General features: G+C 71.1%; 23 protein-coding genes. 7 read left to right on the forward strand and 16 right to left on the reverse strand.

The genetic code is table 11. From position 1 onward, the window contains the following. Positions 1-4 precede the first annotated feature (4 nt). The 5 genes from LZP97_RS11770 to LZP97_RS11790 form a co-directional block, all read right to left on the reverse strand. Entirely contained in the window at positions 5-598 is a 594-nt protein-coding gene (locus LZP97_RS11770; RefSeq protein WP_010595543.1) for a YdeI/OmpD-associated family protein, read from the reverse strand. A 2-nt stretch (positions 599-600) separates the two neighbouring features. Beyond that, on the reverse strand, positions 601-1,122 hold the full coding sequence (locus tag LZP97_RS11775) for a hypothetical protein (protein ID WP_010595544.1): 522 nt from the start codon (positions 1,120-1,122) through the stop codon (positions 601-603). Between the two features lie 118 nt (positions 1,123-1,240). After that, entirely contained in the window at positions 1,241-1,723 is a 483-nt protein-coding gene (locus tag LZP97_RS11780) for a hypothetical protein (RefSeq protein ID WP_010595545.1), read from the reverse strand. Between the two features lie 505 nt (positions 1,724-2,228). Continuing rightward, positions 2,229-2,696 carry a DIP1984 family protein gene (locus LZP97_RS11785; RefSeq protein ID WP_048773498.1) on the reverse strand — a complete coding sequence of 156 codons (468 nt, stop codon included), beginning with the start codon at positions 2,694-2,696 and terminating at the stop codon, positions 2,229-2,231. Between the two features lie 29 nt (positions 2,697-2,725). Beyond that, positions 2,726-3,826: an HNH endonuclease gene (locus LZP97_RS11790; protein ID WP_017679639.1), complete on the reverse strand. Its 1,101-nt coding sequence runs from the start codon at positions 3,824-3,826 to the stop codon at positions 2,726-2,728. A 32-nt stretch (positions 3,827-3,858) separates the two neighbouring features. Here LZP97_RS11790 and LZP97_RS11795 point away from each other — a divergent pair, with 32 nt between their 5' ends. Next, complete coding sequence (locus tag LZP97_RS11795; protein ID WP_017679640.1) at positions 3,859-4,161, forward strand: nucleoside triphosphate pyrophosphohydrolase; 303 nt, start codon at positions 3,859-3,861, stop codon at positions 4,159-4,161. 23 nt (positions 4,162-4,184) lie between these two features. Here the strand turns inward: LZP97_RS11795 and LZP97_RS11800 are convergent, their stop codons facing one another. From LZP97_RS11800 to LZP97_RS11810, 3 genes are read right to left on the reverse strand one after another with little or no spacing between them, the layout of a single operon-like run. After that, positions 4,185-4,940: an alpha/beta fold hydrolase gene (locus LZP97_RS11800; RefSeq protein WP_026137515.1), complete on the reverse strand. Its 756-nt coding sequence runs from the start codon at positions 4,938-4,940 to the stop codon at positions 4,185-4,187. Positions 4,941-4,955: 15 nt separating this feature from the next. Continuing rightward, the gene (locus LZP97_RS11805) at positions 4,956-6,524 is read right to left on the reverse strand and encodes a DNA polymerase Y family protein (RefSeq protein ID WP_048773465.1); all 1,569 of its coding nucleotides are present in this window, start codon (positions 6,522-6,524) and stop codon (positions 4,956-4,958) included. Further along, on the reverse strand, positions 6,521-7,306 hold the full coding sequence (locus LZP97_RS11810) for a hypothetical protein (protein WP_026137516.1): 786 nt from the start codon (positions 7,304-7,306) through the stop codon (positions 6,521-6,523). The genes LZP97_RS11805 and LZP97_RS11810 overlap by 4 nt, the downstream gene beginning before the upstream one ends. Positions 7,307-7,469: 163 nt before the next feature. Here LZP97_RS11810 and LZP97_RS11815 point away from each other — a divergent pair, with 163 nt between their 5' ends. The 3 genes from LZP97_RS11815 to LZP97_RS11825 are packed head-to-tail and all read left to right on the forward strand — an operon-like array spanning position 7,470 to position 10,252. Then, entirely contained in the window at positions 7,470-8,663 is a 1,194-nt protein-coding gene (locus LZP97_RS11815) for a serine/threonine-protein kinase (protein ID WP_048773500.1), read from the forward strand. 39 nt (positions 8,664-8,702) lie between these two features. Next, on the forward strand, positions 8,703-9,770 hold the full coding sequence (locus LZP97_RS11820) for a DNA polymerase III subunit beta family protein (RefSeq protein ID WP_017679643.1): 1,068 nt from the start codon (positions 8,703-8,705) through the stop codon (positions 9,768-9,770). Then, on the forward strand, positions 9,767-10,252 hold the full coding sequence (locus tag LZP97_RS11825; RefSeq protein ID WP_010595554.1) for a hypothetical protein: 486 nt from the start codon (positions 9,767-9,769) through the stop codon (positions 10,250-10,252). Before LZP97_RS11820 ends, LZP97_RS11825 begins: the two co-directional genes overlap by 4 nt. A 7-nt stretch (positions 10,253-10,259) precedes the next feature. On the opposite strand, the gene LZP97_RS11830 is transcribed toward LZP97_RS11825, so the two are convergent. Continuing rightward, positions 10,260-10,922, reverse strand: a complete 663-nt coding sequence (locus tag LZP97_RS11830) for a response regulator (RefSeq protein ID WP_010595555.1) — start codon at positions 10,920-10,922, stop codon at positions 10,260-10,262. Further along, complete coding sequence (locus LZP97_RS11835; protein ID WP_010595556.1) at positions 10,919-12,193, reverse strand: ATP-binding protein; 1,275 nt, start codon at positions 12,191-12,193, stop codon at positions 10,919-10,921. Before LZP97_RS11835 ends, LZP97_RS11830 begins: the two co-directional genes overlap by 4 nt. Positions 12,194-12,326: 133 nt before the next feature. Between LZP97_RS11835 and LZP97_RS11840 the strand changes: the two genes are divergently transcribed. Both LZP97_RS11840 and LZP97_RS11845 read left to right on the forward strand, forming a co-directional pair. After that, the gene (locus LZP97_RS11840) at positions 12,327-13,673 is read left to right on the forward strand and encodes a PspC domain-containing protein (protein WP_017679644.1); all 1,347 of its coding nucleotides are present in this window, start codon (positions 12,327-12,329) and stop codon (positions 13,671-13,673) included. Then, complete coding sequence (locus tag LZP97_RS11845) at positions 13,666-13,902, forward strand: hypothetical protein (protein ID WP_010595558.1); 237 nt, start codon at positions 13,666-13,668, stop codon at positions 13,900-13,902. Before LZP97_RS11840 ends, LZP97_RS11845 begins: the two co-directional genes overlap by 8 nt. Positions 13,903-13,962: 60 nt before the next feature. On the opposite strand, the gene guaA is transcribed toward LZP97_RS11845, so the two are convergent. From guaA to guaB, 4 genes are all read right to left on the reverse strand, one after another. Beyond that, positions 13,963-15,534 carry a glutamine-hydrolyzing GMP synthase gene (gene guaA / locus LZP97_RS11850; protein WP_010595559.1) on the reverse strand — a complete coding sequence of 524 codons (1,572 nt, stop codon included), beginning with the start codon at positions 15,532-15,534 and terminating at the stop codon, positions 13,963-13,965. A 48-nt stretch (positions 15,535-15,582) separates the two neighbouring features. Further along, the gene (locus LZP97_RS11855; RefSeq protein WP_017679645.1) at positions 15,583-17,316 is read right to left on the reverse strand and encodes a GMC oxidoreductase; all 1,734 of its coding nucleotides are present in this window, start codon (positions 17,314-17,316) and stop codon (positions 15,583-15,585) included. 205 nt (positions 17,317-17,521) lie between these two features. Beyond that, positions 17,522-18,661, reverse strand: coding sequence for a GuaB3 family IMP dehydrogenase-related protein (locus tag LZP97_RS11860; protein ID WP_048773467.1), 1,140 nt, complete (start codon positions 18,659-18,661; stop codon positions 17,522-17,524). Between the two features lie 87 nt (positions 18,662-18,748). Beyond that, complete coding sequence (guaB, locus tag LZP97_RS11865; protein ID WP_048773501.1) at positions 18,749-20,272, reverse strand: IMP dehydrogenase; 1,524 nt, start codon at positions 20,270-20,272, stop codon at positions 18,749-18,751. A 274-nt stretch (positions 20,273-20,546) separates the two neighbouring features. On the opposite strand from guaB, the gene LZP97_RS11870 reads away from it, so the two are divergent. Continuing rightward, positions 20,547-20,957, forward strand: coding sequence for a DUF5319 domain-containing protein (locus LZP97_RS11870; protein WP_003938028.1), 411 nt, complete (start codon positions 20,547-20,549; stop codon positions 20,955-20,957). 84 nt (positions 20,958-21,041) lie between these two features. On the opposite strand, the gene LZP97_RS11875 is transcribed toward LZP97_RS11870, so the two are convergent. Both LZP97_RS11875 and LZP97_RS11880 read right to left on the reverse strand, forming a co-directional pair. After that, entirely contained in the window at positions 21,042-22,109 is a 1,068-nt protein-coding gene (locus tag LZP97_RS11875) for an anti-sigma-D factor RsdA (protein WP_010595564.1), read from the reverse strand. Continuing rightward, positions 22,102-22,680, reverse strand: a complete 579-nt coding sequence (locus tag LZP97_RS11880) for a sigma-70 family RNA polymerase sigma factor (protein WP_010595565.1) — start codon at positions 22,678-22,680, stop codon at positions 22,102-22,104. The genes LZP97_RS11875 and LZP97_RS11880 overlap by 8 nt, the downstream gene beginning before the upstream one ends. Positions 22,681-22,778 lie beyond the last annotated feature (98 nt).

A 22,778-nucleotide genomic window follows, 5' to 3' on the forward strand; every position in this document is an offset into this window, starting at 1 on the left:
CCGCTCATTGTGTCCGTCCGGGCTGATCGTGGAAGCGACGGCCCTCGGCAAGTTGCCGCACGAAGGCCTCGATGCGGCGTGCACGGGTCTCCGGGCGCTTCGCGGCCTGCAACCGATAGACGATCGCGTAGCGGTTGCGACCGTCGAGCGTGTCGTAGAAGGCCCGCGCGGCGGGATTGCCCGCGAGGGCGTCGAGGAAGTCCTGCGGCATCTGCGCGGTCGCCTGGCCGGGGTAGGCGCGCTCCCAGCGACCGTCTGCGCGGGCGCGGGCGACTTCCGCGGCCCCGGCTGCGCTCAGCCGGCCCTCGGCCTCGAGGCGCTCGACGAGTTCGCGGTTGCGCTGCGACCACGGGCTGCGGGCCCGGCGCGGCGTGATGCGCTGGAGGCGGAAGTCGTCGTCGAGCCTGCGCGCCTGACTGTCGATCCAGCCGTGGCACAGCAGTTCCTCGACCACCTCGGCGTAGCTCACCGACGGATGCGCCGATCCCTTCTTGGCGAGCGCGACCCAGATGCCCGGCGAATCGGTGTGGTGCTCACGCAGCCAGGTGGCGAAGGACTCCCGGTCGGGGAAGTACTCGACGGGCAACTCGTCGGCCATGGTCATCTCCCCAGCCGGCGCAGGCCGGACCGCGTCCACAGACCGAGGAAGCTCTGGGAGAGGTAGGCGAGAGAGCCGAGCGCGAGCACCCACTTCACGGTGCTGACCGTTGTCGCCGCCCGGACGGTGGTGTCGGTGATGCGGTCCCGGTGGTCGAGCAGGTACAGACCCGCGACGTTCTCGACGTAGTCCGCGGACGCGGCCACCGCCGGGGCGAGGGCGAGGGCGCGGCGGATGCGCGCAGGAACGGGCCGGTGGTCGGCGAGCGATCGCGCCCCGGCCCGCAGTGCGATGGCAAAGATCAAGGGATGCACCAGGTCCCAGTAGTAGTGTCGGCGATACCGCGCGACAGCGTCCGCATCGAGTCCGTCGAGAACCCGGCGGTACGCCGCTGCGGAGAAGGCGGTCTGGATCCGTCCGACTGCCGGCGCGGCGGGGCCGAGCACTCGGGCGATGTTGGCCTGCGACACCGCGAATACCGCTGCGGCGACCAGCAGGCGACGGTCGTGCGCGGTCCGTGCCATGCGGCGATCCTAACGTCCGGCCGGCAGCGCGGTGCCCGGTCGGACCGCTCGATCGGTCCGGCCGGGCACCCGCTTCACGTGGTCGGCGCTCAGCGCGCTCGCGCTGCGGGGGCATCCGTCACAGGCCGGCGGAGCCGCTGGTGATCGGGTTGCAGCCGCGGATTGTCGTCTGGTGCCACGTGCCGATATCCATGTAGTCCTGCTCGGGCCCGAGGATCATCCGGTACTTCACGACGTGCGAGTCCGCCAACGGATTCGGCAACGTCGGAAGCTGCTCGACAGTACCGAGCCGCACGTTGTGGGTGACGGTGCCATTGGGGACGGACTTCAGTCCGGCGAGGCGACCGGTGGGCCCGGTGCCGTAGTCCGTGCCGGTGGGCACCTCGTCGTCGACGACGAAGTCGATGGTGAAGTTCTCGAGGGCCGTGTCGTTCTCGATCGTGAAGTCGACGGAGCAGTCGTCCTTACCGTCGGCCCAGTACCGCACCGGCCCATCGTGCTTTCCGCCCTCGGGCGCGGCCGCGGCCACACCGCCGCCGAGCCCCACGCCGACACCCGCAGCGATCACGGTGGCAGCGAGTCGTTTCGTCGTGCTGCGCATGTGCGCTCCTCTCGTCGAAGAAGTAGGTGTTTCGGACGGTATCAATCATCTTCGGCCGTGCAACCCGTCGTTGCCAATCGCCGCCGGAGCCGGGGGGACGGCAACCAGACACCATTCCCGCCGTCCGCGGGAGTCAAACCGTTGTCGGCGAACCGACACCGCAACGATGCCTCGACAGCGTCCTGTCCTGCGGATTCCGTGCCGCCGGTGGCGCAGCCGGCACCCCGGAGGACGCGACTGTGATTTGCATCACACTGACTGCGTCTGCACTTCACCCGGCCGACGGCTCGTGGGTGCCCCGTCCCCGCCCTCCCCGATTCGGATCAGCACGTGGTGATGAACCGTGCCGGCGTGCACCGTGTCCTCGTGCGTCGTGCAGGGCTGCTCCGTGTGCGGGACTCGAACCCGCTGCGCTGCCCTCCGCGCGCCGGAGGATACAGACGGGTCGATTCACCGCGACCCACGGCGTGTGCTCGCTTCCGATCCGGGTACCTGCTGCCCACGATCACTCGTCGATCAGATCGACCTCCCAGTTCACGCGCTGGATCTCGAGGTCCACCCGCCGGATCCGGCGAGCCAGATCGTCGGCGGTGCGCCGCAGGTCCCGGACCGACAGCGCCGAGACGTATGCCAGTTCGGACCGGAGCTGTCGCCCGTATCGATCCTTGCCACCCGAGGCCGCGTCCGCGGCCGCGGTCAGCGCACGGTGCCGCGTCTGCAGAGCGTCCCGTTCGGCCAGGGCATCGGTGAGGGTCCGGTCTCCGACGGGGGTGGCGGTGTTCGCCTTGTTGATCCGGGCGATCAGCAGAGCATGCCGATCGACGGCGTCGGTGAGTTGTTCGAGAAGCTCGCCGGCATTCTCGGCGGGCTCCTCCCCTTCCTGATATCGGGCATTGGCCACGATCCGGGCGCCGAGCTGCTCGATCCGCCGTTTCAGCTCGCCTCGTTCGGCGAGTGCCTCCGCCAGCCGCATGACGTCGAATCGTAGACGAGCGATCGAGTTCATGCGTACCCGGTTTCCGGCACCGCCGAGACCACCCATCCGGGCGGAAAAACCGTGTCCCACGTCCCGGTCCGCGAACGGCTCTGCCACGTCGGCGTGCCCGCGGGTGAGCTGCGGTACAGGCCCCGGGCGGCGGCAAGGGTGCGGTCGTACTGGGTCGGCCAGCCGATGTCGGCGGCGAGCTGCTCGAGAACGACGCGATCCCGGCTCAACGCCCGTTCGGTGTGGGCGAGTGCGGGCAGCGAGTCCCGCTTGTCGGTGTTGCACCTTCCGCAGGCGAGTACGAGATTCGCCAGTCCGTCGAGGGGTACCCGGGACCACGGTAGCACGTGGTCGACCGGGCTACCCTCGGAAAGTATTGCCGCACAATAGAAGCAAGTCGCTCCGAACGCCTCACGAAGCGCCACCCGGGGCTTCGTGAGCGAGACGCGCTCGCGACCGAACAGGTGCCCCGCAATGTCGGGAACGTCGAGAAAGGCGTTGTACCGGCGCACGTCCTGTACCCACAGGATCTCCAGAGTCGGAGTGAGCAGACCGGACAGGCGCGCCAGGGCCGCCGCAACTCCCGGAAACAGACGGATCGCGCCGCCGTGCCGGACGATCGCCGCCCGGGTGATCCCGGAGTGCAGCCAGGAGTCGTCGTAGAGGAACGGTTCACCGCGTCCGCCCGGCACCCGCTGCAGCCGGTACAGCGGCTGTTGCGCGAGCGTGAGCGCGACCTCCGCGACGGTCTCGCGGTACAGGTCCGGCTTCCGCGATCTCGCGCGGGACAGACCGGCCACCCCGTCGGCGTTCACGGCGCCGCGCAGTGCCTCCACGGCCGTCAGGATCCGAGCCCTGGGCTGCGACGACTGCCGGAGCCGATGCCCGTCGAACGGGCGGACCTGGGGCCAGTACAGGTCGATCACACGCTCGGCGAGCGCGTCGATCGGCACGTCGAGTGCCGCGGCCGGGTCCGCCGGCAGGTGTTCGACGCAGAAGCCGACCAGCGCCGACAGGACAGCCAGCTTGTAGGTGGCGGTGCGCGCACCGGTCTCGAGGACGGCGACGACGCGCTGACCGAGCGCGAGAGGATCCGTCGGTGGTCCGGTACCGTCCACCCCGCGACGGTAGCGCAGCGGAAGGAACCACGATGGGCAAGCTGGTCCGCGACCGGATTCCCGAGATCATCGAAGCCGACGGTCGGGTGGCGCACACTCGGATACTCGATCGGGACGAGTACCGCTGCGCCCTGCTCGACAAACTCGTGGAGGAAGCGCACGAACTCCGGCACGCGCGGGGCGACGACGAGCGGCTCGGCGAACTCGCCGACATGCACGAGGTGTTCACGGCTGCGCTCTCCGCATTCGGGATCACCGCGGACGAGGTGGTTGCCGCGGCTGCCGCCAAGCGCGCCGAACGCGGCGGCTTCGATCGCCGCATCTGGCTGGAATAGCTCTGTCGTTGCGGAACGAGTGCTCAGGTGAGGAACGGCAGCACAGTGGCCTCGAACTCGCGGTGCCGGTCGCGGTGGATGCTGTGGCCACAGGTGAAGTCGTGGACCGCGACGTCGCCGAGGACGTCCACCGCGGCCGTGAGCCGGGTCGGATCGACCATGCTGCCGGGCCCGCCCCGCAGAATCAGCGTCGGCGCGGTGATCTGCGCAAGACGTTCCCACCACATCGGATTCGGCGCGCGGAACTGGGTGATGGCCGAGCCGGTCATGGAGCGGTCGAAGGCGAAGGTCGCGCGCGGATTGCGCAGCAGGCTCGTCGAGGCGTGCCACAGTTCGCCCGGCGACGGCAGACGCCCACCGAGCACCGGCGGCGGATCGCCCGGACGCAGCGGCAGCGGGGCCTCCTCGAGCACGAGCCGGCGCACCAGGCCCGGGCGCTGCTGCGCGACGAGGGATCCGGTGTGCCCGCCGAGGGAGTGCCCGACGAGGTCGACCGTCTCGAGGCCCAGGTGCTCGCAGAGCCCGAGCACGTCGGCGCCGAACTCGTCGAAACGGTAGGACGCGGCACGGGCACTGCGTCCGTGGCCGCGCAGGTCCACCGCCACGACCCGCCGGCCGGCCGCGAGCAGTGACCGGGCGAACCGGTCCCACGTGCGGCCGTCGCCGCCCATCCCGTGCACCAGCAGCACCGGCACGGGGTGGTGGCCCGTCCTGGGAGCCGAATCCCGGTAGGCGATCGCCACCCCGTTCGGCGCGGCCGTCAGCACACTGGTCTCCACGTCCATCGAGCGTACTCACTCGTAGACGCCCTCCACATGCCAGTGCTCGTCGACGTGGATCACCAGCAGGGCCCGGGACTCCTCGAGCCGCACCTGCAGCCGTGCCACCGCCCGCGCCGCCACCGGATCCCACCAGTACTCGTCCACCGGCCACGGCCCGGCCCACCCGCGCACCCGCCAGCTGCGGCTGCCCCAGCTCAGCCGGTCGGGATTGCCGCTGAGCAGACCACGCTCGGTCACCGTCACCGGGGTGCCCGCCGCATCCTCGAGCGCAACGGGAGGCAGGGTGGTGAGCACCACAGCCGGGGCGGGCGGCGGTAGCCGGCCCGGCCACGGCGCCGACGGATCCGTCGCCGGCACCGACTCCTCCCCCAGCGGCACGAGGGTCACCCGTTCCACCGGGCCACGTCCACCACTGAGCACCCCCACCAACACGGAGTCGGCACCGAGCAGTCCCTGCACCCGCACCAGGGCGCGCCGGGCCCGCTCGTCCTCGTCGCCGACCCCGCCCCACAAACCCAGCTGCAACGATCCCGCCGCCACCACCTCCACCGGTTCGAGCCGCAGCAGGACGATCCCGGCGGTGGGGCGGGCCGCACTGTGCCCGGTGAGCCAGCCGTCGAGTTGCCAGCGCACCCGATCGGCGGTGCCGTCCGGGGTCAGCGGCTCGGCGCAGCGCCACGTCCGGGCCAATTCCTCACCGTTGCCGGTGCGGGCGGCCACCAGCAGCCGGGTGCAGGCCACGCCCGCCGCGGCCAGCCGGGTGTGCAGCACCGCGGCAAGTGCCCGGCCGGCGAAGGCGGCCGAGTCGACCCGTTCGAGCGGCGGATCACAGGGACGTTCCACCACCAGATCGGGCGGCAGGGCACGACCGGACGGCGGCCGTTGCGGCCGTGCCCGTGCGTCGCGGTGCGCGGCGACGGCGTCCGGGCCGAAGCGGGAGGCGACGTCGGTCGGCGACAGCGCGGCGAACGCCCCGATCGTGCGCAGACCGAGCCGTTTCAGCAGGTCCACCAGGTCGACGCGCTCAGGGGCCGCCAGGGACGGCTCCAGACAGATCTCCGAAATACCCAGAGGCGCAAGGAATTCCTCGTCCCCTCCGGGCGGGACGAGGCGGGCGTGGCGGGCGGCGAGCACCGCGGTGAACAACTCGTCGGCGATCCCGACCTGGCATTCGACGCCGGTGGCGGCCACCTCGTCGATCAGCCGCTCGGCCGCCGCCTCCTCGGAACCGAACCAGCGCACGACGCCGCGCGCGGCGAGCACCACCAGACCGGGACGCAGCACCTCCACGCCCGGCGCCGTCGCATCGATCGCCGCCGCCACCGGTTCGAACAACCACGCGTCGCGACCCGGATCATCCTGGGCAACATACAAATCCGGACACCGAGCCTGAGCCTCCCGGCGCCGCAGGCCCCGTCGCACGCCGGCGGCCCGGGCCGGTGCGGAACAGGCCACCACCCGGTTGGCCGAGATCACCGCCACCGGTGCCGTCGGCGGCAGGTCGGCGGCCGCGGCGGCAGCGATCGCCGGCCAGTCCGGGCACCACAGGGCCACCACCCGGGCCGGGCGGGGTTCGCTCACAGCGCCACCTCGGCAGGCCGGGGACTGCCGACCTGCGCCGGTCCGCCCGGCCGCCACTCCACCCCGGTTCGACCGGCGCACAGGTCCATTCGCGCCGACCGAGGCTGGAAGGACCGTCCCTGGGCACGCACGGAGAACCTGGTACCGCACAGTCTGCCCCGGGCCGGGGCCGACAGCCCCCGGTAACCGTGCACCGCAGCCTCGAGCCGCACGTGCGCTCCGTCCCACCGGCCGTCGGTGACCACCAGGGCTGCACCCTTGCTCCGGGCCCGAGCCACCACCGCCCGGGCCCGCGACGGCGGCACCACGACGCCCCCGAGACCGAGAACGACGAGGTCCATGCCGTCGAGCAGGACGGCGGCCACCTCCACCGGATCCGGCCCCGGGTGGGGGATCAGCGCGATCCGGCTCAACTCGGCCCCCATCTCGGCGGCAGCCAGCAGACCCAGGCGGCGATGGCCGACGACGGCGGCATGCCCACCGGCGGCGGTGGCCGAGGCCAGCACACCGAGCAGCAAAGACGTTGCTCCCGAAAAGCTTACGACGGATCCACGAGTCAGGCCGCCGTCCGGGAGCAGCCGGGCGAGAGGCTCGGGCACCGGGAGCAACCGATCGGCCGGCACCGGAGACGCGGCGGGTTCTGCCGGGCGGGGACGGGCGCTCTCCCCCCTCGCGGGGATCGCGGCGATCTGCCGACGCAACGCCTCGAGCCGTTCCTGCCGGGAAGGACCCACCGGATCCTGCGACCCACCCTCGACCCGAAACTCGGCCACCTCGCCCACACGAACTCCCCTCGCCCTGCGCCGGCCGCGTATAACACGGCCCACCGACAAACCGCGGGGAAGACGCGGTTGTTCGAACATGTATTCGAACAGCTTCAGTAGACCCGATTCCGGGGGCGCCCGTCAAGCGCTGCCCCCCGCGGCATCCACTACCCTCGTGAAGGTGTCGGAACAGGAGCGAGCGGCAAGCGTCGTCGGCCCGGATCACTTGGTGGCCGGACGTTATCGGCTCGTCTCCAAACTCGGCGGCGGTGGCATGGGGGCGGTCTGGCTCGCCCACGACACCCTGCTCGATCGGGACGTGGCCGTCAAACAGGTCACCTCGACCGTGGGCCTGCCCACGGGGGCCGCCGAGGAGATCCGCCGCCGCACGCTGCGTGAGGGCCGGATCGCCGCCCGCCTCACCCACGAGCACGCGATCGCGATGTACGACGTCGCCCTCCATTCCGGCGAGCCGTGGCTGGTCATGGAGCATCTTCCCTCCCGCAGCCTCGCCCAGGTGATGAACATCGCCGACACCCTGCCGCCGCTCGAGGTGGCGCAGATCGGCGCACACGTCGCCGATGCGCTCGCCGCCGCCCACGCAGCCGGGATCGTGCACCGCGACATCAAGCCGGGCAACATCCTCGTCGCCGAGCGCGGCCGCGAGCTGGGCACGGTCAAGATCAGCGACTTCGGCATCGCCCGCGCGAAGGGCGACCACGACCGGTCCGGCGTGATCACCGGCACCCCTGCCTTCTTCGCACCCGAAGTGGCCCGCGGTAGCGATCCCACCGAGGCCAGCGACGTCTTCTCCCTGGGCGCGACCCTCTACACCGCGATCGAGGGTCAGCCGCCGTTCGGCATCGATCCCGACTCGATCGCCCTGTTGCACCGTGTCGCCCGCGCCGAGATCATCCCGCCTACCCGCACGGGCCCACTGACCGACGTCCTGCTCGCGATGCTGGAACCCGACCCCGCCCGTCGCCCGACGATGGAGCAGGCCCGGGATCGTCTCGCCGCGGTCGTCCTCGGGGCCGGCGCCGACCCGGAACTGCTCCGCGGCCGTCCGATCCTGTCCGCCGACGGAACCGTCCCCGTGTGGGCGCGGCGCGCCACCGCCCCCGTCGTGGGATCCCGGCGCACCGCGGGCGCCGGCGGCACCCTCACCGGATTGCCCGCCGCTCCCCAGCCCGTCTCGCTGCGGGGCGTACCCCGCCCCGCGGAGTTGCTGCGCCGGCTGCAGCCCACCGGCCCCCCGCCGCGCACCACACGGGAGAAGGTCGTCGCGTTCGCGCCGATGGCGATGGCGGTCATGGTGGCCGTGATCGTTCTCGCGCTGATCGTGGCCCTGATCGTCGCGGTCGCCGTCAGCTGAGCTTGACCTTCGGGTCGGCCGAAGCTCGATGATGGTGCCGTGACCCCCTCCCCAGACCTGATCACGATCGGCATCATGGCCCGGCTCAGCGGGCTCACCCCCGGAGCGCTGCGGTTCTACGGCGACTGCCGGCTGCTCGTGCCCGCCCTGGTCGATCCCGTCACCGGCTACCGGTACTACACGGTCGACCAACGCGAACGAGCGGTGACGATCCGTCAGCTCCGCGAACTCGACGTCCCGCTCGAGGATGTCGGCCGGATCCTCGACGGCGATGCCGAGTCCGGTGCCGCGCTGCTCGACGAACACGTCGCCGAACTGCATCGCCGGGCCGAGCGCGCGACCCGGCTGGCCTCCGACGTCAAGTCCCGCCTCACCGCCTTCGCGGCACCGCCGGCGGTCGTCGTGCCGGGCCGGCTCCTCGCCGGCACCGTCGAACGCGTTCTTCCGTCCGTCGCCATGGATCCGGAAATTCCTTGCCTGACAGGCGTTCTCGTCGAGGTGGAGGCCGGGGCGGTGGTCCTGACGGCGACGAACCATTACCGGCTGACCACCGGCTCGGTGACGGCCGCGGCCCGCACCGGGGACCCGTTCCGCACCGTCGCCGACAGCTCCGCGCTCCGCGGGACCGCCACGTGGCTGCGGGAACACGAGAACGTCGGCCTGGCTCTCGACGACTCGGGCGCGCTCACCCTCACCGGCGCCGACGGTGAGCGGCACCGCTGCCCGGCCGTCGACGGAACCTTCCCCGACTACCGCAGCATGCTCGGCGCCCTCGCCCCGCCGGTCACGCGGGCGATCGTGCACCGCGACGCCCTGGCCGGGGCCGTGCGCGACGCTGCGGCCGGCCCGATCGACCTTCGCGTGCGGGCGACGGCACTCACCGTCGGCCACCGGGGGCACGACCGCGTGCTGCCCGCCGACGTCACCGGCGCCGACCTGGATCTCGCCTTCGACCGGGACGGGCTGGGAGCCGCCCTCGACACCGCCGTCGGACCGGAGGTGCTGCTGGACATCGCCTCCTACGACCGGCCCGTCGTGATCCGCTCCGCCGCGGCCGGGGACCTGACCACGCTGGCCATGCCCGTCCGCCGGGAGGAACGGCCGTGACCACCGATCCCGACCCGATCATGGCCGCCGTCACCGAGGCGGTCACAGCCGCCCGCTCCGGCGACGACCCCACCGCCCGGACTCGGCTGGTGGCCTTGTGGGCGAGCGTGGGGCCGCACGGCGATCCCCTGCACCGCTGCGCCCTGGCCCACTACCTGGCCGATCTGTACGACGATCCCGCCGTCTCCCTCACCTGGGACCTCCGCGCCCTCGACGCGGCCGCGGCCCTCGACGACGACCGGCTCGCCCGGCACGACGCCGCGTTGCAGGTGCGGGCCTTCCAGCCGTCGCTGCACCTGAATCTCGCCGACGACTACCGGCGTCTCGGGTCCTTCGCGGTAGCCACGGAGCACTTGACGGCGGCCCGCGACTGCGTCGACATCCTGCCCGAGGACGGGTACGGCCGCACGGTACGCGCGGGGATCGAGCACGTCGCCGCGGCACTCGCGACCGGCTCGACCGCGCGGCTGCCCACGCACTGAACTCCGGTCAGTCGATCCGCCGCCGGTGCGCCCACCGGGTGAGGGCGTTGCGGTTGGACTGCTGGGTCTTGCGCAGCACGTTCGACGCGTGCGTTTCGACGGTCTTGACCGAGATCACCAGTTCCTCGGCGATCTCGCGGTAGGTGTAGCCGCGCGCGAGCAGGCGCAGCACCTCGAGCTCGCGAGGGGTGAGGGAATCGAGTTCGGGGTCGAGCGGCGGCTCCGGCACGCTCGAGCGGCCGGTGAACGAGTCCAGGACGAAACCGGCCAGACGCGGGCTGAACACCGCGTCCCCGCCGGCGACCCGTCGCACCGCGTCGGCCAGTTCGGCTCCCGAGATGGTCTTGGTGACGTACCCGCGGGCGCCGGCCCGGATCACGGCGATGACGTCCTCGGCGGCGTCGGACACGCTCAGCGCCAGGCACACCGGCCCGTCGGCGATCCGTCCGAGCACCGCCACCCCGCCCCCGTCGGGCATGTGGACGTCGAGCAGGACCACGTCGGGGCGGGTGGCGTCGATTCCCGCGACCGCTTCCGCGACGGTGCCGGCCTCGCCGACGACCTCCATGTCGCCCTCCCGCCCGAGCTCGGCGCGCACCCCCGACCGGAACACGGCGTGGTCGTCGACCAGGAACACACGGAAACGGCGGGAGGCGTCGAGTGACGTCAAGTGGGCTGCTCCTCTGAACGGGCGTCGGTGCCCTCCCACTCTAGGGTCGTCGTGCGCTCCGCCCCGGTACCGGCACGGGGCATGTGGATGCGGATCTCCGTGCCCTTGCCGGGGTTCGAGCGCACGACGACCCGGCCGCCGCGACGCTCCACCCGGCCCCGGATCGAACGGGCCAGGCCCTGCCGGTCCTCCGGAACCGCGGATTCGTCGAAGCCGACGCCGCGGTCCCGGACGAAGACACTCACCTGTTCGGGTTCGACCTCGACGAACAGGTCCACGCTGTCCACCCGCGCATGCTTGGCCGCGTTGACCAGTGCCTCCCGGGTGGCACCGAGCAGGGCGGTGAACGACTCGGCGGTGAGGTCCTCGTCGTCGCCGGGTACCGCGTCGCCGACGATCACCGGCGCCACCGACACCCCGTACTGATCCTCCACCTCGCCGGCGATGGTGCGCAGCGCCTCGGCCAGGCTGGTGTGCGGGGTCTCGCCACCGCCGAACAGCCAGCGGCGCAACTCGCGCTCCTGGCTGCGTGCCAGGCGCAGCACCTCCTGCGAGTCGTCCGCCTGCTTCTGGATCAGGGCGAGCGTCTGCAACACCGAATCGTGCAGGTGCGACGCGATCTCCTCGCGTTCCTCGTTGCGGACGCGGGCGGCGCGTTCCGCCTCCAGCGCGCGCCACATCCGCACCCACAGCGGGACCGACAGCAGGCCGGCCCCGACCAGTGTCACCAGCACCGCCAGCACCGACGAGCGCAGGGCCGCCACGTCGACCTGCGCGAGGATCACGACGCCGAGCCCGAGCACGATGAGCGAGGCGCCGCCGACCACCCGCGCCCAGGTGAGCACGGTCGGGCGCGCGGGCAGGCCCAGCACCGAACGCGGTCCCTCCGCGTCGAACTCGCGCCAGACCAGCGCGGCGCCCACCGCCACCACGACGACGGGTGCGATCACCGAGCCCACGCCCCCGTTGAGCAGCCACGAAAGCCCCACGGCCAGGCCCACTCCGATGACCGCAAGGCCCAGGGCCCGGCGCCGTTCGGTCGGTGACGGCGGTTCGGTGTCCGAGCCCTGCGGTGTGAGGACCCACAGCAACCCGTAGGCGACGATGCCCAGGCCGGCGAGCGCGGCCAGCACCGTGAACGCCACCCGCACCTTGAGTACGTCGACCCCGAGATGGTCGGCGAGACCGCCGGCCACGCCGCCCACGACCCGGCCACCGACCCGGCGCTCGAGGCGGGGGGTGGGCAGGGGTGGGTAGGGAACCGGCTGCATACCTTCGATACTGGCACGCCTACCCCGTCCCGGGCATCGGGGACGAACCCTGAACCGGCGACCGCCCACCGGCGCGGAAATCAGGGTCGGTCCCTGATGCGCGACGGGGCGGCGGTCCAGAAGGATGTGGTTCATGAACACGCGAAGCTTCCCCGAGCAGCTCTCGGACATGTGGCGCACCCGTCCGGTCCGGCTGCCACGACAGGGCCACGTCGCCGGGGTGTGCGCGGGCATCGGCGTGCGATACGACGTGGATCCGGTGCTGATCCGCGTGGCGTTCGTCGTGTCCACCTTCTTCGGCGGTGCCGGCCTGGTGCTGTATCTGGCGGGCTGGCTGCTGCTGCCGCGCTACGGCGATCAGGTCTCCCCCGCCGAATCCCTCGTCGGCCGCGGCCAGAGCTCCGAATCGAGCACCAAGGTCGTGGTGCTGCTGGTGGTGCTGGCCGTCGCGGCGAGTGCCTTCGGTCCGCTGGGCGCCGGGGTGGGCGGCTCCGGATTCGTCAGCATGGTGCTGATGCTCGGCGGTCTGTGGCTGCTGTACCAACGCCGGCCGGAACCACCGGTCCTGCCCGGGGCACCGCAGCTGTTCCCCCAGAACCCCTTCCAGGCGCCGTTCCAGCAGAGTCAGTACCAGCAGAGTCAGTACCAGCAGAGTCAGTACCAGCAGGCGCCCTTCGCGCAGCACACCGGCGCCCCCGGGCCCGCACCGGCGGACCCGGACTTCTGGACGAAGCCGGAACCGGAATCACCCCGGACCGGTGCGCAGTCCCCCGGGCCGGAACCGGCACCCCCGCAGGATCCGTTGCTGCAGCGCCCCACGCCACCGTCGTGGGATCCGCTCGGTGTCGCACCGTTCGCATGGGACCTGCCCGAGCCGACGCCCACGACGGCCGTAGTGCCCGCGAAACAGCCGCGTTCCCGGCTGACCACGACCGTGCTGGGCCTGGCGGTGCTCGCCGCGGCGGCCGCAGGCGCGGTGGCGTCCGCCGGCGAGGTCGCGTGGCTCACCCCCGCGCGGATCGGTGCGATCGCGCTCGCGGTGATCGGACTCGGCCTGCTCGTCGGGGCGTTCCTGCACCGCGGTTACGGACTGCTGGTGGTGACGGGTCCCCTGCTCGGGTTCGTGGTGCTCGCCTCCCTCGTCGGACCGATCGACACCTCGTCGTGGGGGGAACAGTTGTACTCGCCCCGCACCGCCGCGGAACTGCAACCGGCGTACTCGGTGCAGATGGGCGCTCTGCAACTGGACCTGCGTGGACTCGAACTCACCGAGGACGAGACCGTCTCCGTCGAGACCCGATTCGGCGCCACCGAGATCCTGCTGCCGCGGAACCTCGACGTCGACGTCGTCTGCACCGAGCAGGCTTCGAACCCGTGCACGATCCAGGGCCTCGACGGCGGCGACGACGGCGTCGGCGGACCGGTCCTGACCCTGAATCTCGACACCGCATTCGGCAACTCGGAGGTGCGCCGTGGCTGACACCGACTACACCGACCCCACCGAGCCGACGTCCGGCGCCCGGCGACGGGGCCCGTCGATCCTGATGCTGCTCTCCGCGATCGCGGCGCTGGCCGTCAGCGCATGGGCGCTGATCGGGCCGTTCTCCCTCGAGCCGCTCGCGAACGTCGAGTTCCGCTGGCTGCTCGTCGCGCTCGCCGTGGTCGTCGGCGCCGCCCTGGTGTTCGCGCCGGGCAAGAAGAAGCGCTGACCGCACCGTCCCGGAACGCACTGCGCCCTTCGGATCCGATCCGAAGGGCGCAGCCGCGTCTCACTCCCACTCGATGGTGCCCGGCGGCTTGCTCGTGACGTCGAGGACGACGCGGTTGACGTCGGGCACCTCGTTGGTGATGCGGGTGGAGATGCGCTCGAGGGCCTCGTACGGCAGGCGGGTCCAGTCCGCGGTCATCGCGTCCTCGCTGGAGACCGGGCGCAGCACGATCGGGTGGCCGTAGGTACGGCCGTCGCCCTGGACGCCCACGCTCCGCACGTCGGCGAGCAGCACCACCGGGCACTGCCAGATCTGCTTGTCGAGACCGGCGGCCGTGAGCTCCTCCCGGGCGATGGAGTCGGCGCGACGCAGGATCGCGAGCCGTTCGCGGGTGACCTCGCCGATGATGCGGATGCCCAGGCCCGGGCCGGGGAAGGGCTGGCGGCCGACGATCTCCTCCGGCAGGCCGAGTTCGCGCCCGACTGCCCGCACCTCGTCCTTGAACAGCAGCCGCAGCGGCTCGACCAGCGCGAACTGCAGATCCTCGGGCAGGCCACCGACGTTGTGGTGGCTCTTGATGTTCGCGGTGCCGGTGCCGCCACCGGACTCGACGACGTCCGGGTACAGGGTGCCCTGCACCAGGAACTCGACGGTGTCGCCGTGGGCGGCGTTCTCTCCGAGCACCTCCGAGACGGCACCTTCGAAGCTGCGGATGAACTCGCGGCCGATGATCTTGCGCTTGGTCTCCGGATCCGTCACGCCGGCCAGTTCCCGCAGGAACGTGTCGGCGGCGTCCACGGTGACGAGCCTCGCCCCGGTCGCGGCGACGAAGTCCTTCTCGACCTGCTGTCGTTCGCCCTCGCGCATCAGGCCGTGGTCGACGAACACACACGTCAGCCGGTCGCCGATGGCGCGCTGCACCAGGGCTGCGGCGACCGCGGAGTCGACCCCGCCGGACAGGCCGCAGATGGCGCGCCCGTCACCGACCTGCTCGCGGATCTGTTCGATCAGGGCCTCGGCGATGTTCGCGGCCGTCCAGGCGGCGGGGATACCGGCGATGTCGTGCAGGAAGCGGCTGAGCACCTGCTGGCCGTGCGGGGAATGCAGGACCTCGGGGTGGTACTGCACGCCGGCGAGCCGGCGCGCGCGGTCCTCGAACGCGGCCACGGGCGCGCCGGGACTGCTGGCGGTCACCTCGAAGCCGTCCGGCGCGGCGGTGACTCCGTCGCCGTGGCTCATCCACACGGGCTGCGTCGCGGGCAGTCCGTCGTGCAGGACACCCCCGGTGACGGACATCTCGGTGCGCCCGTACTCGCGGTTGCCGGTGTGCGCGACGGTGCCGCCGAGCGCCTGGGCCATGGCCTGGAAGCCGTAGCAGATGCCGAACACCGGGACGTCCAGGTCGAACAGTTTCGGGTCGAGTTGCGGTGCGCCCTCGGCGTAGACGCTGGAGGGGCCGCCGGAGAGCACCACGGCGAGCGGGTCGCGGGCCGCGATCTCCTCCACCGGCGTGGTGTGCGGCACGACCTCGGAGTAGACCTTGGCTTCGCGGACGCGGCGGGCGATCAGCTGCGCGTACTGGGCTCCGAAGTCGACGACGAGGACCGGCCTGGACTGCTGGGTTTGCGACACCCGAACAGTCTAGAGGTCCGGTCCTCGTCCAACGAACGGCGGTTCGGGTCAGGCGACGCCGGACGCGGACCCGGTGCGAACCTCGACGATCGGCAGCGACAGCGCGCCCGGAGCGCCCGCCGGCACGACCGGCTTGTTCGGGGCGATCGGGTCCAGCCGGCGGTAGCCCTCCCCCTGGCCGGGACGCAGGTCCTGCTCCCCCTTGTTCGGCCACAGCGCCGCCGCGCGCTCGGCCTGCGCCGCGATGGTCAGCGACGGATTGACCCCGAGGTTGGCCGAGACGGCGGCCCCGTCCACGACGCTCAGCGTCGGGTATCCGTACACGCGGTGGTACGGGTCGATGACGCCGTGCTCGGGATCGGTGCCGATCACGCAGCCACCGAGGAAGTGCGCGGTGAGCGGGACGTTGAAGATCTCCCCCCAGGTGCCGCCCGGGACGCCGTCGATCTTCTCGGCGATCCGGCGGGTGGCCTCGTTGCCGACGGGAATCCACGTCGGGTTGGGGTGCCCGTGGCCCTGCCGGCTGGTGACCTTGCGGCGACCGAACAAGCCCTTCTTGGTGTAGGTGACGATCGAGTTGTCCAGGTTCTGCATGACCAGGGCGATGATGGTGCGCTCGCTCCAGTCCTTGACGCTGAGCATCCGGGCCATCTGGACCGGGTTCTTCACCACCTGGCCGAGGAACTTCAGCCAGCGTGGGGTGCGGCCGCCGCCGTCGGTCATCAACGTCTGCAGCAGACCCATCGCGTTCGAACCCTTGCCGTAGCGGACCGGCTCGATGTGGGTGTCGGCAGTGGGATGGAACGACGACGTGATCGCCACACCGCGGGTGAGGTCGAGGTCCGGGTCGACGCTCATCTTCCCGGCGCCGACGATCGACTCGGAGTTGGTGCGGGTCAGATGACCCAGCCGGTCGGACAGTTCCGGCAGGGCGCCGGTGTCCTTGAGGTGGTGCAGGAGATGCTGGGTGCCCCACGTGCCGGCGGCGAGGACGACGTGCCCGGCCGTGTAGGTACGACGGTTCTTCCGCTTCCACGCGCCGGTGCGCTCGGTGTCGACGTCCCACGTGCCGTCGGGGGCCTGGCGCAGGCCGGTGACCGTGGTGAGGGGGACGATCTCGGCGCCGGCCCGTTCGGCGAGCCCGAGATAGTTCTTCAGCAGTGTGTTCTTGGCGCCGTGCCGGCATCCGGTCATGCACTCGCCGCATTCGATGCAGCCCGTGCGGTCGGGGCCGACACCGCCGAAGTACGGGTCGGCGACGGTACGCCCGGGCTCCCCGAAGTACACCCCCACCGGGGTCTGGATGAAGGTGTCGCCCACGCCCATGTCCGCGGCGACGGACTTGACGATCTCGTCCGCGGGGGTCATGTGCGGGTTCTGCACCACGCCGAGCATGCGACGTGCCTGGTCGTAGAAGGGGCTGAGCTCGTCGTTCCAGTCGGTGATGTGTGCCCACTGGCCGTCTTCGAAGAACGGAGCCGGCGGCTTGTAGAGGGTGTTGGCGTAGTTGAGGGAGCCACCGCCGACGCCGGCTCCGGCGAGGATGAGGACGTCGTGCAGCAGATGGATCCGCTGGATACCGAAGCACCCCAGCTTGGGTGCCCACAGGAATCGCTTGAGATCCCAGCTGGTCTTCGCGAAGTCGGCGTCGGCGAAGCGCCGGCCCGCTTCGAGGATGCCGACCCTGTACCCCTTCTCCACGAGCCGCAGGGCCGTCACACTTCCACCGAACCCCGATCCGACGATGAGGACGTCGTAGTCCGTCGCGCGCTGCTCACCCACCGAAACACCTCCATGAAGCTGGTTGTTACTCACCAGTATGCACGGGCTTGCTGTGACCATTGCCACAAGGGTGCCCTAACTGTAACCATGAGTTTCATAAACCGCAGGTGAGGGCCGGAAACGGCTGTGGCCGAATGTCACACCGCTTCGATCGAATCGACGCGATGTGACATTCGGCCACAGCGGGTAAGGGAGTAGCGGCGGGTCAGGCGCGGACGGTCAGGCCGACCTTCTGGAACTCCTTGAGGTCCGAGTAACCCGACTTCGCCATCGCACGGCGCAGACCGCCGACCAGGTTCAGCGAGCCGAACGGGTCGTCGGACGGACCGGTGAGCACGCGGTCCAGGCTCGGGCGCTCGTCGTAGGCGACCTGCAGCAGCGCGCCGCGCGGCACGGACGGATGCGCACTCGCCGACGGCCAGTACCAGCCCCGGCCCGGAGCCTCGGCCGATACCGCGAGGGGGGCACCGAGCACGGCGGCGTCGGCACCGCAGGCGATGGCCTTGGCCAGGTCGCCCGAGGTCTCGATGTCGCCGTCGGCGATGACGTGGACGTACCGGCCACCGGTTTCGTCCAGGTAGTCGCGACGGGCGGCGGCAGCGTCGGCGATCGCCGTCGCCATGGGCACGCCGATGCCCAGTACCTCACTGGTGGTGGTGGCGCCCGCCGTCGAGCCGTAGCCGACGACGACGCCCGCCGCGCCGGTACGCATCAGGTGCAGCGCGGTGCGGTGATCGCTCACACCACCCGCGACGACCGGCACGTCCAGCTCGGAGATGAACGTCTTGAGGTTCAGCGGCTCGCTCTCACCGTGCGCCACATGCTCCGCGGAGATGATGGTCCCGTGGATGACCAGCAGGTCGAGGCCCGCCTTCACCAGGTGCGGAGTCAGCGCCCGCGCATTCTGCGGGCTGACCCGCACGGCCGTGGTCACGCCGGCATCGCGCACCCGCGCGATCGCGGCAGCGAGCAGGTCGGGCTGCAGCGGGGCGGCGTGGAGCTTCTGCAGGTGGGCGATCGCCGCTGCCGGGTCCGGATCGGACTCGGCGATGCCGACGAGGCGTTCGATCTCGGCATCGACATCGGCGTGCCGGCCCCACAGTCCCTCACCGTTGATGACGCCGAGGCCGCCGGCCTTGCCCAGCTGCACCGCGAAGGACGGCGAGACCAGCGCATCGGTGGGATGGGCGAGCAGCGGGATGTCGAATCGGTACGCGTCGAGCTGCCAGGCCGTCGACACCTCCTTCGAGGAGCGCGTCCGGCGGGACGGCACGATGTTGATGTCGTCCAGCTCGTAGGTGCGTCGGGCGGTTCGCCCCATGCCGATTTCAACCAGGTCGCGCACGCGCGTCCCTTTCTTCTCAGGTAGATGCCCCCACCGGACACTCCGGCGGGGGCCGATCGCGGACTCTTGCTCTACCGAACCACTGCTCTACCGAACCACGTAGTTCGGTGCTTCGGCCGTGATCGTGATGTCGTGGGGATGGCTCTCCTTCAGACCCGCCGCCGTGATCTGCACGAACTGCGCCTCCTGCAGTTGTTCGATGGTGGCGGCACCGGCGTAGCCCATCGCTGCCCGCAGGCCGCCGATCAGCTGGTGCGTGACCTGCTGCAGCGGACCACGGAACGGCACACGACCTTCGATGCCCTCGGGCACCAGCTTGTCCTCGGAGAGCACGTCGTCCTGGAAGTAACGGTCCTTCGAGTACGACTTGCCCGCGCCCCGGCTCTGCATCGCGCCGAGCGAACCCATGCCGCGGTAGCTCTTGAACTGCTTGCCGTTGACGAGGATCAACTCACCCGGCGATTCGGCCGTGCCGGCCAGCAGGGAGCCGAGCATGGCCGTGGAGGCGCCGGCGGCGAGCGCCTTGGCGACGTCGCCGGAGAACTGCAGGCCGCCGTCGGCGATGACCGGGACGCCCGCGGGCTTGGCGACGGCGACGGCTTCGAGGATGGCAGTGATCTGCGGCGCGCCGACACCCGCGATGACGCGGGTGGTGCAGATGGAGCCGGGACCCACGCCGACCTTCACGGCGTCCACGCCGGCCTCTATGAGCGCTGCGGCACCCGCCCGGGTCGCGACGTTGCCTCCGATGATCTGGACCCGATCGCCGACCTCGGCCTTGAGCTTAGCGATCATCCCGAGAACACCCGCGGAGTGACCGTGGGCGCTGTCGACGACGAGCACGTCCACCCCGGCGTCGGCCAGGGTCATGGCCCGGGTCCACGCGTCGTCGCCCACGCCGACCGCGGCACCCACGAGCAGGCGGCCGTCGCGGTCCTTGGTCGCGTCGGGGTGCTGCTCGGTCTTGACGAAGTCCTTGACGGTGATAAGTCCGGTCAGGCGGCCCTGCCCGTCGACGATCGGCAGCTTCTCGATCTTGTGACGGCGCAGCAACCCGAGGGCGGCCTCGGCGGTGACACCCTCCTGCGCAGTCACCAGCGGCGCCTTGGTCATGACCTCCGCAACCGGGCGGTTCTGGTCGACCTCGAACCGCATGTCCCGGTTGGTGATGATGCCGACGAGCTGACCCTCGTCGTCGGTGACGGGCAGCCCCGAGATGCGGAAGCGCGCACACATGGCGTCGACCTCGGCGAGGGTGGCGGTCGGCTTGCAGGTGACCGGGTCGGTGACCATGCCCGCCTCGGACCGCTTCACGGTCTCGACCTGCGCGGCCTGCGCCTCGGCGGACAGATTGCGGTGCAGGACGCCCATACCCCCGGCGCGGGCCATCGCGATGGCCATGCGCGACTCGGTGACGGTGTCCATCGCGGAACTGACCAGCGGAACCCGGAGGCGGATGTCCCGGGTCAACTGGCTCGACGTGTCCACCTGGCTCGGGATGACGTCCGACGCGGCCGGAAGCAGCAGCACGTCGTCGAAGGTCAGACCCAGCATGGCGACCTTGTCGGGGTCGTCACCGCCGGTATGCACGTGCCCTCCGGTACTCCTCATGCGGTTCGGACCCTCCATGACGCGTCGATACGGTGCGGGCGGGTGGCCCCTGCCCGGCTTCGGTGATTACGGAACACAATGTCGTGAAAGACAATGGTGCGAGCGGTGCGCACCGTTCCCGGACGCTCCGAACAACGGTGCCCTGCTCGTGAACTATCGTATCGGTTCACCGGGACCGGCACACACGCGCATCCGCACGCGTACACGAAGCTCCGCGGGAAGTCCACGGTGTGACGGCTGGCGCGGACCCCGTCGGACTGCGTACCGTGGAGTCGTGCGTGATCAGTTGCCTCCCGGTCTGCCACCGGACCCATTCGCTGGAGATCCCGACGATCCGTCCGCCGCACTGGACGCCATCGAGCCGGGTCAGCCGCTCGACCCTGCCGAGCGGCTGGCCGTCGAGGAGGATCTTGCCGACCTCGCGGTGTACGAAGCGCTGCTGTCGCCGCGCGGCGTCCGCGGCCTGGTGGTGTGCTGCGAGGACTGCCATCAGGATCACTACCACGACTGGGACATGCTGCGGGCGAACCTGCTGCAGTTGCTTGTCGACGGTACGGTCCGGCCGCACGAGCCGGCCTACGATCCCTCCCCCGATGCCTATGTGACATGGGACTACTGCCGCGGCTACGCGGATGCGTCGATGAACGAGGCGCTACCGGTCGACCCGTACGGCCTCGACTCCTAGAAGAAGCCTCCGCACCAGAAGAAGCCTCCGCACCACGGGAAGGGCCCGCCGGGACACACGTCCGGCGGGCCCTTCTCGTCACGTCTACTCCGAAGGTGCGGGCACCGTGTACTCCGAAGGTGCGGGCACCGCGGTGATCGTCTGGCTGATCGACTGCTGCTCCAGCGAGGTGGACGGCGCCGGTGCCGACGCCGACGGGGTCGTGGTCGGCGCAGCGGTCGGCGCGGTGGTGGGCTCCGGCGTCACCGGTGGGCTCGTCGGTCCGGTGGACGGGGGCGGAGTGACGGGGGACGGTTCCGGACTGGGTGCCGGCTGCGACGACGGCGGCACCAGATCGACGCCGGGTGCCTCAGTGGACGTCGCCGGGGGGACCGTTCCCGTACCGGGTGTCGTACCGGCGATGGTGGGGTCCACGGTCGACGGGGTCGTCGGAGTGGTCGGCACCGGCGCGGGAATCACCTGCGTCGACTGGACCGGGGGCGCGGGCAGCACGGGCGGAGGCGGGGGCGGAAGGAGCTTGCTCAACTCGGTGGTGAGCCGCTGCACCCAGTCACCCAGCTGGTCCCGCTGGCCGGCGTCGGTGACCGATCCGGACCGCTGCTGCGCCGACTGGATCAGTTCCTGCGCGCCTTCCGTGTCGCCGACGGCGAGCCGCTGCTCGGCCTCCTGCAGCGTGGAGGCGGTGTCGATCCGGGCGACCGTCGACTCGGCCTGCTCACTGAAGACGACCTGCTTGACACTCCACAGCGGGTCGCCGGGTTCGGCCTGGTAGGACACGGCGGTCGCACCACCGACGGCGATGGCGATCAGGGCGGCGGCGCCGGCGATGGGCCGGATCAGGCGGAGCTGGGTGCGGGCGCGGGAGCGGCGCTCGGCGAGTGCGTCGCGGGCACCGATCTCCCGGTTGACCGCGGCGACGATCTCGTCGAGATCCGGCTCGGAAGGAAGCGGATCGGCCAGGATCTCGGCACGCCAGCCCGCAAGAAGGGTGGCGAGCTCGTATTCCTCGGTCGTCTCGGTGGGCACCGGTCCGTCCCCGGAGATCGCGTCGATGAGGGCGTCGTCACGGCGCACGGCCGCAATGTCCACGGGGGTGCCGTCGTCGGCGAGATCGGCGAAGAAATCGTCATCCGCGCCGTGCTTCCTACCCATTTCTCTCACCTGCTCTCGTCACTTCCTTCTTCAGTCGGGCGATGGCACGGTGCTGCGCCACTCGAATGGCCCCTGCCGTACTTCCCACCGCTGCTGCCGTTTCTTCCGCGGACAGGCCCACCACGAGCCGCAGGACCAAGATCTCCCGCTGCTTCTCCGGAAGCGTGCCCAGCAGCTGCTTCATCTGCCGGCTCGTCTCCGCATTGAGCGCCTGCTCCTCCGGACTGTCGTCCAGCGACATCGACTCGGGTACCTCCGCGACCGGATCCGCCCGGTTGCGGGCGGCGCTGCGGTGCGCGTCGGCGACCTTGTGTGCCGCGATCCCGTACACGAATGCCATGAAGGGGCGTCCCTGGTCCTGATACCGCGGCAACGCCGTCATCACGGCCAGGCACACCTCCTGCGCTACGTCGTCCGCGGAGAGCTGGCCACGCTCCGCGGCTCCGACCCGTGCCCGGCAGTACCGGACGACCAAGGGCCGGATGGTTCTCAGAACCTGAGCGAGGGCCGTCCGATCTCCCTGCGCAGCCGCAGCGACAGCGGAGTCCAACTCCTCACCCATGACAGTCATCGATTGCGCAAGTCCTGGCGTTACAAAGTGACACGACCCCCCGGCCGGGTGTGCTTCCACTTGCAGTGGAACATCCCCAGACTAGCGACACGACCGGA

The sequence above is a fragment of the Rhodococcus sp. DMF-1 genome, from assembly GCF_021441945.1.
Taxonomy (GTDB): Bacteria; Actinomycetota; Actinomycetes; order Mycobacteriales; family Mycobacteriaceae; genus Rhodococcus; species Rhodococcus ruber.

Excerpts from the sequence above, each read along its gene's own strand:
- LZP97_RS11785 (WP_048773498.1), bottom strand. The coding sequence starts at position 2,696 with ATGCGGCTGGCGGAGGCACTCGCCGAACGAGGCGAGCTGAAACGGCGG.
- guaB (WP_048773501.1), bottom strand. The coding sequence starts at position 20,272 with ATGAGGAGTACCGGAGGGCACGTGCATACCGGCGGTGACGACCCCGAC.
- LZP97_RS11880 (WP_010595565.1), bottom strand. The coding sequence starts at position 22,680 with ATGACTGTCATGGGTGAGGAGTTGGACTCCGCTGTCGCTGCGGCTGCG.
- LZP97_RS11775 (WP_010595544.1), bottom strand. The coding sequence starts at position 1,122 with ATGGCACGGACCGCGCACGACCGTCGCCTGCTGGTCGCCGCAGCGGTA.
- LZP97_RS11795 (WP_017679640.1), top strand. The coding sequence starts at position 3,859 with ATGGGCAAGCTGGTCCGCGACCGGATTCCCGAGATCATCGAAGCCGAC.
- LZP97_RS11840 (WP_017679644.1), top strand. The coding sequence starts at position 12,327 with ATGAACACGCGAAGCTTCCCCGAGCAGCTCTCGGACATGTGGCGCACC.
- LZP97_RS11835 (WP_010595556.1), bottom strand. The coding sequence starts at position 12,193 with ATGCAGCCGGTTCCCTACCCACCCCTGCCCACCCCCCGCCTCGAGCGC.
- LZP97_RS11780 (WP_010595545.1), bottom strand. The coding sequence starts at position 1,723 with ATGCGCAGCACGACGAAACGACTCGCTGCCACCGTGATCGCTGCGGGT.
- LZP97_RS11770 (WP_010595543.1), bottom strand. The coding sequence starts at position 598 with ATGGCCGACGAGTTGCCCGTCGAGTACTTCCCCGACCGGGAGTCCTTC.
- LZP97_RS11875 (WP_010595564.1), bottom strand. The coding sequence starts at position 22,109 with ATGGGTAGGAAGCACGGCGCGGATGACGATTTCTTCGCCGATCTCGCC.